Source organism: Xanthomonas sp. NCPPB 4467, from assembly GCF_041475665.2.
Classification (GTDB): domain Bacteria; phylum Pseudomonadota; class Gammaproteobacteria; order Xanthomonadales; family Xanthomonadaceae; genus Xanthomonas; species Xanthomonas dyei.
In genome coordinates this window covers 1684415-1698044 of record NZ_CM191260.1, presented here as the reverse complement: position 1 = coordinate 1698044, position 13630 = coordinate 1684415, and the positions used below count along the sequence as shown (strand labels likewise).

The 13630-nt window shown below is 61.8% G+C and carries 16 protein-coding genes and 1 other annotated feature; all 16 genes read right to left on the bottom strand.

The genetic code is table 11. The annotated features are described in order from the left end of the window. Window positions 1-7: 7 nt before the first annotated feature. Entirely contained in the window at window positions 8-658 is a 651-nt protein-coding gene (locus ACCQ06_RS07395; RefSeq protein WP_316691568.1) for a hypothetical protein, read from the bottom strand. 39 nt (window positions 659-697) lie between these two features. Then, window positions 698-4696: a hypothetical protein gene (locus ACCQ06_RS07390; RefSeq protein ID WP_316691567.1), complete on the bottom strand. Its 3999-nt coding sequence runs from the start codon at window positions 4694-4696 to the stop codon at window positions 698-700. A 36-nt stretch (window positions 4697-4732) separates the two neighbouring features. Next, complete coding sequence (locus ACCQ06_RS07385; RefSeq protein ID WP_316691566.1) at window positions 4733-5362, bottom strand: DUF1629 domain-containing protein; 630 nt, start codon at window positions 5360-5362, stop codon at window positions 4733-4735. Continuing rightward, entirely contained in the window at window positions 5352-5558 is a 207-nt protein-coding gene (locus tag ACCQ06_RS07380; RefSeq protein WP_316691565.1) for a hypothetical protein, read from the bottom strand. Before ACCQ06_RS07380 ends, ACCQ06_RS07385 begins: the two co-directional genes overlap by 11 nt. Before the next feature lie 74 nt (window positions 5559-5632). After that, window positions 5633-6115: a JAB domain-containing protein gene (locus ACCQ06_RS07375; RefSeq protein WP_316691564.1), complete on the bottom strand. Its 483-nt coding sequence runs from the start codon at window positions 6113-6115 to the stop codon at window positions 5633-5635. 781 nt (window positions 6116-6896) lie between these two features. After that, complete coding sequence (locus tag ACCQ06_RS07370; protein ID WP_316691563.1) at window positions 6897-7583, bottom strand: hypothetical protein; 687 nt, start codon at window positions 7581-7583, stop codon at window positions 6897-6899. 65 nt (window positions 7584-7648) lie between these two features. After that, window positions 7649-8101: an N-acetyltransferase gene (locus ACCQ06_RS07365; protein WP_316691562.1), complete on the bottom strand. Its 453-nt coding sequence runs from the start codon at window positions 8099-8101 to the stop codon at window positions 7649-7651. Next, a complete protein-coding gene (locus tag ACCQ06_RS07360; protein WP_316691561.1) occupies window positions 8098-8562 on the bottom strand; it encodes a hypothetical protein in 465 nt (154 codons plus the stop codon). The genes ACCQ06_RS07365 and ACCQ06_RS07360 overlap by 4 nt, the downstream gene beginning before the upstream one ends. Continuing rightward, window positions 8559-9017, bottom strand: a complete 459-nt coding sequence (locus ACCQ06_RS07355) for a hypothetical protein (RefSeq protein ID WP_316691560.1) — start codon at window positions 9015-9017, stop codon at window positions 8559-8561. The genes ACCQ06_RS07360 and ACCQ06_RS07355 overlap by 4 nt, the downstream gene beginning before the upstream one ends. A gap of 75 nt (window positions 9018-9092) precedes the next feature. Next, window positions 9093-9410 (bottom strand): SHOCT domain-containing protein, encoded by a 318-nt coding sequence (locus ACCQ06_RS07350; RefSeq protein ID WP_316692516.1) that lies wholly within the window; start codon window positions 9408-9410, stop codon window positions 9093-9095. Between the two features lie 88 nt (window positions 9411-9498). Next, a protein-coding gene (locus tag ACCQ06_RS07345; protein WP_372365369.1) for an IS3 family transposase occupies window positions 9499-10730 on the bottom strand; the annotation gives its coding sequence in 2 pieces (ribosomal slippage) (window positions 9499-10439 and window positions 10439-10730; 1233 coding nt in all). Then, window positions 10336-10452 (bottom strand) — a sequence feature (AL1L pseudoknot). It overlaps the preceding gene by 117 nt. 47 nt (window positions 10731-10777) lie before the next feature. Beyond that, the gene (locus tag ACCQ06_RS07340; protein ID WP_316691558.1) at window positions 10778-11302 is read right to left on the bottom strand and encodes a DNA methyltransferase; all 525 of its coding nucleotides are present in this window, start codon (window positions 11300-11302) and stop codon (window positions 10778-10780) included. Between the two features lie 176 nt (window positions 11303-11478). After that, a complete protein-coding gene (locus tag ACCQ06_RS07335; RefSeq protein WP_372365363.1) occupies window positions 11479-11961 on the bottom strand; it encodes a helix-turn-helix domain-containing protein in 483 nt (160 codons plus the stop codon). Continuing rightward, a complete protein-coding gene (locus tag ACCQ06_RS07330; RefSeq protein ID WP_316691557.1) occupies window positions 11961-12341 on the bottom strand; it encodes a hypothetical protein in 381 nt (126 codons plus the stop codon). Before ACCQ06_RS07330 ends, ACCQ06_RS07335 begins: the two co-directional genes overlap by 1 nt. After that, window positions 12338-12628, bottom strand: coding sequence for a hypothetical protein (locus ACCQ06_RS07325; protein ID WP_316691556.1), 291 nt, complete (start codon window positions 12626-12628; stop codon window positions 12338-12340). Before ACCQ06_RS07325 ends, ACCQ06_RS07330 begins: the two co-directional genes overlap by 4 nt. Before the next feature lie 480 nt (window positions 12629-13108). Then, window positions 13109-13582 (bottom strand): outer membrane lipoprotein, encoded by a 474-nt coding sequence (locus tag ACCQ06_RS07320; protein WP_316691555.1) that lies wholly within the window; start codon window positions 13580-13582, stop codon window positions 13109-13111. Window positions 13583-13630: the final 48 nt, after the last annotated feature.

The following is a 13630-nucleotide window of genomic DNA, read 5'->3' as shown; positions in this document are numbered from 1 at the left end:
GCAGGCATCACCGCGCAGCCGATGGTGTGCGTAGGTTGATCGCTCTGTATTGCCTCTGGTTGCCGTAACGCGGCCCGTTCTTCTCAAGCGTGGCGCAAAGCCTTCCTTCCCCACAGGGAGCTACGTCCGCACGCGACACGCGATCCAGGTAATCGATGGACGCTCGAAGCTGTGCAAGTTCGGTTCGCTTTTCGTTGATGATGCCCACCGAGTAGGCCACCGCCCCTAGGCCCAACACGCCGGCCACGAGCATCGTGGCGGATGCAATGCCCATGCGTCGCGTGATCCGTGTCTCCAAGGACTGCTGGGCCTGCGCATAACGTCGAGTGGCTTGCTGCAACGTCTCGTCCGCATGGGCCATTTCTTTGTTGAACCGCTTGGCGGCCGGTTCCAGTGTCTGGGTCAACGCCTGATTGGTCAGCTGCGTCAGCCTCGGCAGTGCACTCTCCAGCACCCGATTGACCTTGGCATCGGCGTTGCTGGCCGCGTGCTGGAGCACCTGGAGTTGCTCGGCGACCACCTCGCGCAACCGTTGTTCGCGCCGCTGCATTGATGCCACCAGCGTCGTTAGCACTTTGACCGTTTCCTGCAACGAGGCGTTCGATGCGTTCAACGTGGCCATCATTTCCGCCATTGCGGCGGCGTCTTGCCTGTCCATGAGGTCTCCTAACGTGTCTGGTCACAGAAGCGATTCTGACTAACCACCGCCCCCACCACCACCGCCTCCTCCGCCGCCGTCTCCGCCTCCACCGCCGTCCCCTTGGGGACCGCTCTGCATCGGTCCCTTGGCGAACTCCGGCAGCGTCATCACCATGACGGGCCCGCGACTGGTGTTGATCTCTGCTGAGACATCCATCCCCAGCGCTTGGCGCGTGGCGACGTGCTCTTGGGCCTCCTGCTGGGCCTGCGCCTCCAGGAACTCATTGCCTCTTTTGATCAGCGCCTGCGTTGCAGCGCTGTTGGCCACCCGATTCAAGGCCTGCTCGATCGCCAACTCGTTTTTGCTGTCGAGCGCATAGAGCACCTCGTCCACGTCCGGGTCGCCCGTGATGGATTTCCGCTCAGGCTGCGAAGAGTCGTGTGGCGCATCCCTTCCCCCTGACCCGATGGAGCGCTGGGCTAGAGGTGGGAAGGCATCGGTTTGCTCGACCGCTTCACTGGGAGAGCGTCGTGCTTGCTCGTGCTGCGGGAACCCATCAAGGCTTGCGCCTTGCGCGCTTCGTGTGTCGTCGCGAACGAAGGGATAGGGTTCTCCACGGTCGCGATAATTCTTCCACTCCTGGTGGAAGCGTTCGTCTTCCCGATCGGCCGCCTCAATCTCTTGTTGCAGCTGGCGCAGCGAGCGCATGGACTCTTCCAAGAACAGGGCGCCCCCCGGGTGTGCGGCGCTGCGATCCTGGGCCGGGATCGATTGGTCCTGCTGGTTTTCCGCGTCTGCTGGCTCCTTGGGAAAGCGATTCTCTACGCTAACTTCCAGCGATTGCCCGTGTGCCTGCGCGAGGTATGCAGGCGATAGCGCTGGCGCGTCATGCTCAGCGAGAAACATGTCCGAAGGACGGTTCTGCTCTGACTTCGTTTCTTGCTCAGGATTGCTAGACGCTGCGGCCTGCGATGCACTCAACGGCCCTGCTGTCACAGGCGTTGTTTGGGCCATGACCCGAACCGGCGCTGCCTCCTGCTCACGCGCCATGTCTTGCTGGCGGACCGACGCTTGCCCCATCTCAACCTGCTGCGTTTGCACGTGGCGAGACAGCGCTGACGGCCCCGCATCGGCCTGCACGCTCTGGGAAGGTTGGCTGTCCTGCTCCGGGCCTTCGGAGGAAGACACTTGGACGCGGGCGGCGGCGCGGCTCTCCATTGCCTGTATTTCCGGAGCGCGCTCTGCCTCTTGTGCTTGATGCGGCGGCGCGTCACCTGGACCGGACGTCTGCTTCAGTGGGTCAGGTGTGTCGTGAGCCAGGTTTTCGCCTGTCTGTTGGTTCTGTGTCTCTGGCCGCTGGCGCGCGTCTTCCTGTTGCGACTGAGGACTCGTTACTTGGTGAGCCAGCGCGGCATCTTGAGCATTCGGCTGAGTGTCTGGTTGCTGCGAGGCTTGCTGAAATTCGTCCTGTCCCTGCGCTTGCTGAGCCTGACGTTCCTGGACCTCAATTCGCGTTGCTTCTTGAACCTGGCGGTATTGCTGCTGCTCGCGCTCTTGGTTGTCCTGAGCCTGGCGCTCTTGCGCCTGACGTTGCTGGACGTCCCTTTCCTCATGTTCCTGCAGTTCGCGCTGTTGGCTGGTCTGCGCTTGGCGCTCCTGCACCTGGCGCTCTTCTTGTTCGCGTTGCTGCTCCGCTTGGCGTTGACCTTCCAGCACCGCGTGCGCCTGGACCGCTTGTTCGCTTTGTGACCTGTCTTCGTGCTCAGGCTGTGCCTGCTGGAGGTGCTCGCGCACCTGCGCTGTGTGCTGCTCTTGCGCGAGGCGATCTTGCTGTTCGCGTTCTTGCCGCGCCTGCGCCGCGACGGAGGCTTGCATGCGTGCCTGGATATCCAGCACTTGCTGCGGATTGGACGACTCGGATGTAGAGGTGTCCGCGTCTGCCGTTCCCTCAAGCACGCGCCCAAGGGTCGGCGATTCTCGCCGATTGCCTTGCGTCTCACTCAGCGCCTGCCGAATGTCGTCGCTGCTGGTCACAGCCACCACGCGTGCGATGCCATCGGGCCCTTGCTGCAGGTGTGCGATGGGGCTGTCATAGCCGTATTGCCCGGACTCGTTGCGCTGGAGTTGCTGCATGGTCGGTCCGGTGATGCCGTTGGCGTCCCTGGTCCGCTGCGTGGCCAGCTCCACGGCCTGCTGGGTCTGCGGGTTGACGTTCAAATCAACGCCTGCGGCCCGGTAGCGGTGCAGCAGCTCGTTCTGCTCCATCTGCGCCGCCGTAGGCGCGGGACGCGCTTCAATCGCCGCCAGGGTCTCCTGAGCGCGCTCCAGCGAAGGCTGGCGCATCTGGTTGGTGAGCTCCAGCTCCGCCGCCAGGTTGCCGGTCGCCAACCCTTCCTTTCCAAGCCACTGCCCAGCCTCGTTGCGCTGGTAGGCCTGACCATCGTGGCCTTGAACCCGGTCCGGCTTGGCCAGCGCCGCTTGCACCGCCGCCGGCACCTCCACTCCATAGTCGCGGGCGCGCTGCGCGGCGTGGTTTTCCAGGTAGGTCGCTGCGATGGCCTCACGGCCGGTGGCGATGTTGCTCTCGATGCGCGCCAGGGCTTCCTGGTTGAGCTGTCGCGCGCGTTCCGGGGGCGCGAGTTGGAGGGCGTAACTGCCAATCTCATCGGTGCCGGACGCGGCGGTCCTGACTTGGCGCTCCCAAGTCTGACGCTCGGGATTGCGCTCCCAATTCTGGTTGTCCAATCCCAATTGGTCGCTTGCCCGTGCTGGGAGGTTGAACGGGTTCTGGGGTGGCGGAGCGTTGCCCAACGCCAGCTCCACCGCCTTCGCGTTGGCCAGGGCCCCCAGTTCCTGGGATTTCTCATAGCTTGCAACCACGGGCTGCTCGCCCGACGTGCGGCGGCCATCCTGGGCGAGGTCAATGGCGGCTTCGCGCTGGAAGTTGCGACCGTTGAAATTCCACTCCACGTCCGCTTTGTCGGTCTGATGGTAGATGGCACGGTTGTCCAGCAAATCGGCGCCTTTGTCGAACGCCTTGCTCATCAACAGCGCGTCGCCGACCACCAACGCCGCAGGCACGAAGCCGCTGCCACCCAGCGCTGCTGCCGTGGACGCGCCACCGGCCCAGCCGCCCGCGTTGCGGGCCAAAGCATGGGTGACCTCGGATTGCGCGGCGGTGGCGTTGCCTTGCTCCAACAACGCCGAGGCCGTGCGCGCGGTCATGACCGCATCTGCGCCAGTGGTCAGAAGCCCACCCGCACGGGTCAGACCCCGAGCAGATGCCTCCCCCATCAACAACTCCATGGCGGCTTCGCCACGTTGGCCACGAGGCACGCGTAGATGATGTGCGGCTTCCTCACCGAGAACCTGCTCGACCTTGAGGATGCCCTGCTCAGACAAGACCACGCGCCCATCGTAGTGAGCATTTGCGATGGCGAGCGACAATCCGCTGCGCTGAAGCTCGATGTCCCCGCCTCGAATGATGGCGGTGTTACTGACCTGGATCTGGCTGAGCGTGGTGACGATGCGCGACTCGGAATGCGCAACAGCTCCCCAACCGTGGTCCACCCCCGTGAAGCCCTTCAAAGCCTCGATTTGCTGGGCGTGGGCTTGGTGATATGCAGAGATATCACGAAAGAACTGGCGAACTCTCTGGTTGGTTTGCGTCGGAACCTCACCTAATGGCGTGTTGGTTTTTAAGTCATTGTTGATCAGTCCGACCTTGACTGTATCGCGCAGCTGCTCCACGCGCTTAGCAACTCTATCCATAGCCGCCGTGTCGCCTTCCAGAGCTGCCTGACCGTCCCGCGTCAGCTGAATGCGATTCAACCGTTCAAGCATGCCCTTTTGGTATTCCGCTAAAGGGCCGCCACTGTGCGGCGTTACCCCAAGCGCGTCAGCCAGCTGAGGACTAGCGGGCAGAAACAAACGGTTTTCAGGCGCATGGATATGAAACTTCCCGACCTCTTGCAACCTTGCCAACAACTCGCTGTTCTTCAGCGTCTGCTGTTCGATGTTGTGATGGTCTTGGAAAAGTGTCCGATAGTTCGCCATGGATCAGGCTCCTTCCTTGCTGCCCTTGTTTGCAAATCAGCAGTTCACAACGTCGTAGAACCAAAGCCCATTGGATTTGCTAGACGTGACAATGCCCGCCGCCTCAACGGCCTCCTTGAACGCTCTATCGCAGAAAACGCCGCCATGGAAAGACAACCTGAAAACATGTGCAGAACCCAGCACATCTCGCCGGAAGGCCAGCCGGATGTCGCCAGTGAGGTCGTAGTATTTCCCCGCTTCGAAGTCGTCACTGATCTCGATGTTCAGCTCGGAGGCCTCTTCGTCCAAGGCATCCAATGTGCGGACGACATCGCAGAGGAAGACGGTCGGACCTTTGGAACCATCGGCCAAGCGATAGTCAGCGTCAGCGAAGACGAAGGCAGCCGCATCCACTGACTCCATCACACGCCGCAGCCTTTCGGAAACCAACCAATAGCCGCTGAAGCCTCCCTCTAGGTCTTCAGGCAATACACCTTCACTCGGGTGGTAAACGAGGCGCGGGGTTTCGCGCAATGGCGGGAACCCGCCCTCCTTTGGCTTTACGATCAATCTAGGAGGTGTTCGCAGAATCTTCTCGTTTTCAAAGACCACCCCATGCCCTTTTCCTCCACGCCGAGCGTCTGGCTGCAGTTGGAAGAACTCATCCTTTTTGGGCTCATTGTTCATCGTCGTATCCCCGCGTTGCGCCCAGTCCTTCAAACTCTTCCACGACAACAAACTTACTCACAAGCCAGCCAAATGCGTCACTGAGGGCGTCGGCAATACCGTCTTCGCTCTCGCATTCGACCGTGGCTTCAGCCGGTAACGAGCGACGCTTGCCGTCGGCCTCCCAAACAATCCCACGCACGTGAAACGCCTTCATTCCTGCCCCATGGAAGTGGATGTGTATCTGCCATGGCAGTCTAGCTTCGGCAGATGCATGGGTGAAGGGGCGGGCTATGCCCACCCCCTGGCCGCCAGGCTGACGCTCTTCTGGCCGCCGATGACCAGGTGGTCGAGGACCCGGATGTCCAGAAGGCCCAATGCCTCCTGCAGGCGCTTAGTGACTTGGCGGTCCGCTTCGCTGGGCTCGGGATTTCCGCTTGGGTGATTGTGGAAAAGGATGAGCGCGACTGCGTTGAGCTCCAGCGCGCGCTTGGCGACCACTCGGTTGTGGACTTCGCATCCGTCGACGGTTCCAGTGAACAGGTGCTCGACGGCCAGGATGTGGTGCTTGGTGTCGAGGAAGACGACGCCAAAGACTTCGTGCGGCAGGTGGGCGCAGCGGGCGACCAGGTAGCTGCCGGCCTGCTCGGGGCTGTGGATGTGGCCCAGCCGCTGAAGGCGCTGCTCCAAGATGGTGGCTGCTGCGAGCAAGATGCCCTCCTCGTCCATCTGGATGTGGTATCGGGCCGTGCTGTCCTTGGTGCTGCGCTTCATCGGTTCTTCTCCACCAGCGCGTTATGCGCCTCGTGGGAACCGATAGGCAAAGCGTCCGGCCCTACCGCACCCGAGAGCAAGCACCGCGACAGCGGCGCGCAGCGAAGGGCCGCAACAAAGCGCCAGCGCCGAGAAGGATGCCTGTCCTTGCGGTTGGGACAGCGAAGCTAAGGTCCCTTTCAGAGGCCCAGCGCTGGTAGAGAGTGGTGATGTGCGACTCCCATGTCAGTGGTCGAACAGCCAAGGGTGGGCCGGATGCTGCTCGCGTGCCGTTGCCATCTGCTGCACTAGCCTTGTCTCTGCCTGCCAGCACCCAGCCGTTTGCGATCCGTTGTCAGCACCAGCAGCCTTGAGCGTCTGTCCACAAAAGCACTCCTACTGAGCGCATTTCTGACGCAGTAGCTGAGGCGTGCATCTCAACGAAATGTCGCCACGCTGTGGGACACTCGAGGCATCTCCGGACTGGCACCGCGACATGTGAAATGAACGACTGAAGGCCGCCCTGGACCGGTGGATATTCGCTTTCAAGGCAAGCATGCCTCGCATGTCCGCATCCGCCCGGGGGATCAGAACCATCCGCACCGAGCGGCGTCTGCGTAGCTGAAAGCACGCAGATAGTCGACCACACCTTTAAGAGCTTCCGAACCAAAGGGGGCAGCTCAGGCTCTCATCTACCGCAGGAGGGCGAAGTGGGTCGGACTATCGGCGGTTCTACTGGGGAGAGCTGGTAGTAACCAACGCCAACTCAGCCTTGGCCGTCCGAGCCTTGTAACGCTGGCGCTCATGAGGTCTGCATAGCAACGAGGGCAGCGGACCTCTTTTGATAGAGGTCTTCCGCCACCTGGGGCCACTCAATTAAGTCGTGCACCGGAACGCCAACCCATGCATGGTAGACGCACGGCAGTGCGGGGATGGCTAAAACCAGCCAAGGCGTCCATGCATGCCATTGCGAAAGAGCCGCGATGCCGGAGCCAGCCATGTTCCAGTCCAATGCCACCAACGTCACCCCGACCCAGCCCGCTCCCACCAGGGCCTGCCACCTCCCCTCGTCAATCGCGCGCTCCGCGAGTTGTTTCTCCACCGCCTTCGGGCGAGCCGACTCGGCCACTTGGGCCAACGCCTTCTCGGCCTCCCACCGATGGACGTAACGCGTCGGGTCCGGGTTCTGCGGTGGGATAGGGGTTGCCAGCCAGTGCTGAATCTTGGGCACAAACAGTTCCAGCACGGCCATTGCCAAGGAAGAAATCAACCCAGCGCCTAGGGTCATCATCACGCTGTAAGCAAGGACCAACAATAACCAGGGACCTGGGCGCGAGGCGATGTCGTTCCACTTAAAGGCCCATAGGTTGGATCCCGTCATCAACACCAGGAACACATCCGCCAGCGCTGCAAACGCCAACAATGCGAGAGCAAAGCGAAAATCCCGAACTTTCTCTAACAGGTTCAACTTTTCAACATCGAAGGCCATGGCAACAACTCCAAGGGTAGTAGCCCGGACACCATGCCCCAGCGATGTCTCAGCAGCTGCGACGCCTAGGGCTTGGGGAAGCACCATTCCCACTCGGGGATGCCATCGACCATGCGTCCGGTAGCGATTGCACCCACTCGCTGAAACAGCTGTTGATAGGCTGGCGAAAACTTGCGGACAAGAAAAACGATCCGCGCGACCCCCAGTTCACGCTGGATTGATTCAGCAAAGCCCCGAAGCAGCGGCTCGCCAAATCCCTTTCCCTCCAGCTCCCGCGCCACCGCAAAATGCCCGACCGTAGCCGCCGCGCCTCTCAGCACCCATTCGTGGACGTAGCCGGCATGTCGCCCTGCGAAATAGACGTAGAGATTGGGCGATTGCTCGATAGCATTTTCGAAGTGTTCCAGCCCACGCTGGCTTCCAAAGGTTCGCGCGTAGTGTAAGAACCGCGTTCGTAGCTCTTGCCGCATTCTTTGGGTGCCCCACGCGCATCGTTGACGCCACTCCCACATGTTCATTGCCCTCCGTGTAATCGGATTGCGATCCACGCCATCCAGCCCGACTGTGCCGTGGAGGCGCTCGCCATCACGGCCCCGTGACCGGGGATGACTTTCAGCTGGTCCACGCCGGCCCGGTCTTGCGGGAAGAACGGGCCATCTGGGCCGTAGACGAAGTGATCGCCCTGCAGCGCGTCGCAGGCCTGGCAGTGGTTGCCCAAGTAGGTCCGGTCAGCCGTTTGCGAGTAATTGGGCTTGAGCCAGGGAGCCTCGGCCTGGACCCGGGCCATCGTTCCCACGTCCAGCTCGCTGATGTATTTCAGCAGCGAAGGCCCGCCCTCTTGCGGGTATTCCTCGTCTTCGTTGTCGATGAACCCTGGCACCCAAAGCGCGGTTACGGGGATGGTTGCCGAACACTTCCAGCAGGTGGTTTCGCCCTGCAGTAGGGCGTAGCTGGTGGCCGCGATGTTGAGATCAGTCATGGGGACACGTCCTTATAGACACCTCGATCCCAAGAGCGGTAGCGCCATGGCACCACGTCCTCCAAGAACGTGACGCGGGGGCTGGGGAGGTTTTTCAAACCGCCGATGGCGTATTGGAGGCCCTTGGCGTTGGCCTCGGGGACAAACAGCCAAGGTCTGGCGCTCCAATCCAGGGGCACACCGCTGTCCCTGGCCAGCGCTGCCCTGACCCCTGGCCAATGCTCGTCCCAGGCCCGCAGACGCGCCAGGAGCGACGGCGCGCGTGCGGCGTAGGTGATTTCGCAGAGATAGGTGGCCTGCTCCTTGAAGCTCACCGCCACCGCATCGCAATACCAGTGCGGCCCGCTGGTGTCCGGGTTGGCGCCTTCGTTGAGCTGGATGCAGCACTGGCTGTTGACGAACAGCGCCCGATCAGCCCGTAAGTAGTCCAGCACCACGCCTTCAAAATGGTCCATCACTTCGTGTCAGGGATCTTCTAATGATCGAAACAACCGTCCGGTCCGGGCCACGGAACGTGGCGGACGGAATGCTCATTGGTTCAACAGCTTGCTCTTCTGCGAATCGAACTCGGTCTGCGTCAGGATACCCTGCTCTTTGAGCTTCAGAAGCTTGGTCAACTCATCGGCAACCGAAACGGCTTGAGCTACGGGGGTGGTCACTGTGGTCGAGTCCCCAGCGACGCTAGCGACCTGAGTGGCAGCGGGTCGGTAGTCACGTTCAACGGTGAGTGCCAGCGCAGAGCCATTGCGCGTCACGTCGAGTGGATAGGTCGGCGCCTTAGTGGCTTTAGCCAAGCAGTCCAAGAAGTCGCTATCGGTCTTGAATTTCTTTCCGGCAACCGAAGTAATGGTATCCCCTGCCTTGAGGCCTGCTCGGTCCGCAGCTGCACCGGGCGTTTGAACCGCCCCGGGAATCGCGGAGGCTGTTTGATCGAAGTCAGGCTGCCATCGCGGCGGCTTGACTGGCGAGTTGTTGATAGTAGTTTGCTTCGGCCTCTGCTGGCGGGATGTAGCCGATGGATTGGAGCAGGCGCCGACTGTTGAACCAGCTCACCCATTCCAGTGTGGCCAGTTCTACCGCCTGGCGGGTTTGCCATGGCCCACGGCGATGGATCATTTCAGCCTTGTACAGCCCGTTGATCGTCTCGGCCAAGGCGTTGTCGTAGCTATCGCCCTTGCTGCCGACCGAAGGCTCGATGCCGGCCTGGGCCAGACGCTCGCTGTAACGGATGGAGACATATTGAACGCCGCGGTCGCTATGGTGAATCAGGCGGCTGTCAGGCCCAGGCTGACGCGCGTAGAGCGCCTGCTCCAGTGCATCCAGAACAAAGTCGGTGGTCATCGACTGGCTGACCTGCCAGCCCACGATGCGCCGGGCAAAGACATCCACGATGAAGGCCACGTACAGCCAACCCTGCCAAGTCGAGACGTAGGTGAAATCGGAGACCCACAGCTGGTTCGGCCGGTCGGCATGGAACTGCCGGTTCACCTTGTCCAGCGGGCATGGGGCCTTGGTGTCACTGACGGTAGTGCGCACCGCCTTGCCACGCCGCACCCCACGCAGGCCTAGCCGGCGCATCAGCCGCTCGACCGTGCAACGGGCCACCGCCTGGCCTTCCCGGTGCATCTGCTTCCAGACCTTGTCAGCACCGTAGACCTCCAGGTTCTCGTGCCACAGCGCTTGGATCCGGGGCATCAGTGCGCTCTCGCGCTGTGCCCGGACGCTGCGTAACGAAGGATCACGTTGTCTTGCTGCGTGGCGGCGATAGGCCGATGGGGCAATCTGAAGGACCGCACAGATCGGCTCGACCCCGAAGCGCTCGCGCTGCCCATCAACCAGGGCGTACATCACTTCAGCCGGCGGTCGAGCTCCGCCTGGGCGAAAAACGCGCTGGAGACCTTGAGGATCTCGTTGGCCCGGCGCAGTTCCTTGTTCTCACGCTCCAGGTCCTTGATCCGCTGCGCCTCGGACGTGCTGACGCCGGGGCGCTTGCCAGCATCAACTTCCGCTCGCTTGACCCACTCCAGCAGCGTCTGCGGCACGCAGCCGATCTTCGGAGCAAGCGACTCGATGGCCGACCACATCGAGGCGTAATCCCCGCGATGTTCCTGCACCATCCGCACCGCCCGCTCACGCACTTCGGGGGAGAACTTGTTCGTCTTGTTCATGGCTTCATCCTCTCAGGAGTTGAAGCCTCCGCAAAACCCGGGGCGGTTCAGTTTGGAGACCATGCATATGCGTTCTTGGCATAGACAAAGAGATGGTCGTGGTCGACCGAAAAGTGCCTTGCAGACGACTTGGGCGAATAGTTCTTACGCCAGACAACATTCGCAATGAAGTTCTTTCGACCGAACACCTCGTCTGCTATGACCTTGAAGTAGTGGGCTTCGTTGTCGTCCAGCGTGATCCAGATCGACCCATTCTCGGACAGGAGCTCACGAAGAAGCTCTAGTCTCGGGTAGATCATTGATAGCCACTGCGAGTGCTCGATGTTGTCGTCGTAGTGCTCGCTGACCGCTGATTTTGTGTTGTAAGGCGGATCGATAAAGATGCACTTCACCTGCCCGGCGTAGTAAGGCAACAGCGCTTTCAGCGCAGCCAAGTTGTCGCCTTCGATCAGCATGTTGGGAGAGTCCACTTCCCCATAGGATAGACTGGCCACCGGCTCCAGGAGGCGGTAGGGCGTCAGGGCGGAACGGGTCAAGTCTTCATCACGGTCAGACCAGTTGAGCAGCGGCATCTAATACATCCCATCGAACAGGCCCCAAGTATCGTTCAGCAGCGCGTCTGGACCAACGTTCCCGAACATCTCCGCCCGTAAGTGCCTGATCGGACGAGCCTTAGAGAGAGCAGAGCTAAATCGCGGTCCTTGGACATGGCCTACCGGAGGATTGGACCGCTAGGAGCCTTCCCCTACTAGGAGGCGATGAAGCCTGTCTTCCTGCAAAAGCGGTAGACCGCCGAGCTGCTCACCCCCAGCTCCCGAGCCAACTGGGCCCTGCTGATGGACATCAAGCGGGTCTGGATCTGCGCCCGGTCCAGTCCCCGTAAGGTCCGCCCCCGGGGCCCCTTCAATGCGCGGACAACGCCCAGCGCCCGACGGTCCACGCTTAAGGTGGCAGTGGAAATCCCCAACCGGGCCGCCACCTCCGCCGAGGTCCGCCCCTCTCTCAGCAGCTGTCGCACCCGCCGGCGACGTTGAGCCACTTGCTCAGCTTGCCGTGATCGGTAGGACTGCAGCCCCACAGAAAGGAGGCCATGGCGGTGCACGAAGCGGCTCACGGCCTGGTGCGTGACGCCCACCCGTTCGGCCAGGGCGCGCTGAGTGAGGCCCTGATCGAGCCGCGCTTGGACTTGCTCCGGTGTTTGACCGCCCAAGCGGCCTTTGCGTGGGGTCATCAGGCGATGGCCTTGACGTCGCCACAGATAACGCCAGGCGACACCCCCAGCGCTTGTGCGATTGCCACAGGAGCCATGCCCGCAACAATCCCGGCACGCACCGCATAACGCCGCTGGCGCACGTAGGCATCGCGCCGATCATTAGGTGTGGCAGGCATGGCATCGCACGGATCTAGGCGTTGGGCGTGCGCGATCTGCGCCGGCTCGCCGTGGGCCTGACGATGGGCCGCCAAGGCGTCGTCCAGCTCCGTGCCGTAGGGAGTGCCTCGCTGTGCTGCGTCGTAGATGGCTTGGAGGCTTGGTGGCATTGGCAGCAACTGAAAGCCGCCGCTATTCGACAGCGCGACTGGCGCAAACAAGGTGGAGCGCACGCGGCTCATTGCCTCGCTCCGCGCGCGACAATGCATGCACCCAAGCCGACCACAAGCAGGAAGAGGCCTACCGGCCAAGCACCGAAGGTGCCCACCGCCGCGACCATCCCCAGGAAGGCGACCCCCACCCCAAACAAGGCGGCTTGGATAACGAAGCGGCCGTAGGTTCGGCCGTGTCGCTCTCCAGCGCGGACGCGGATCCATGCGGCCTTTGCTTCCGCGAAGCGGTTAAGGGTCCAGAACGGCACCGTGAGCATCAAACCCAGCAGCAACACCAGCAGAAGCGCGCTCATCATTGGCGTGCACCCCGGGCAGCGGACAGCGGGTTCGCACGGTAAGCCGGAGCTTGGCCCCATGGCTTCGACTGGATGTTCCAACGAACAGGCAACTCCGATGTCGTCTGGCGCCGAATGCCGTCAGGTAAGGTTCCGCCGCACTGGGACGAGACAATGGATATCGGCGGGGGTTGGAAATCTGATTTCATCGACGACGCTCCCACCGGGAAGGGAGATCTCGCCAGTCGTTGTGGACAACGCGCCCTCCGCGATGCGGCGAATGGCGGTGCCTCATTCCCGCATTCCCTATTGCCCAACGGTCTTCCAGCTTGAGCGTCAAGTTCTGCCTGTTTGCACGACTACAATCCACGCTGGCCCGCACGATTTCAGGCGTGATGTTCAAAGCCTGAACGCTGGGAAGATCGTCGTGTTCTGTCGGAAGGCAGCTCATGCCATCAAAGATGAGATGCTCGTAGTCGCCGCTTATGAATGCCCGTTCCATCAGCGCTGCCCCTCAATCGGCACGACGCGGGTCTTGCTGCCCTTCCCCGTCAAGAACACCTTGTCACCGGTGCGAACCAGCAGATCCGCGGATTGCACGATCGCCTGGACCTTGCCGCTTTCCAGATCGCGCACGTAGATCTCGATGCCTCGGCGCTTGCTGATCCCGTTCTGGATGGCAGTTCCGGCGACGCCCCCAATCACCCCTCCCGCTACACGCGCGGCGCTGCGGTAGTCGCCTTTGACCTCGCGGGCGGCACCGTAGCCGACGGCCGCACCTATGGAGCTTCCAGCGTTCAGGCGTTTGTCGCTCTTGATGTCCACCGAGCGGACCATCAGGACTTCACCCAGACGGACGCTCTGGACCGACAGGGCTTCAGATGTGCCGTAACGGCGGGCGGAGGTGGAATCGGCAGCAGAGGCCGTCAGCGGGAGCAGGCTGGCGATGGCCAGGGAAAGGATGAGTGCGCGCATGGATGCTCCTTTTTCGTGTGGGTTGATATACCCATAACAAAGAGTTGG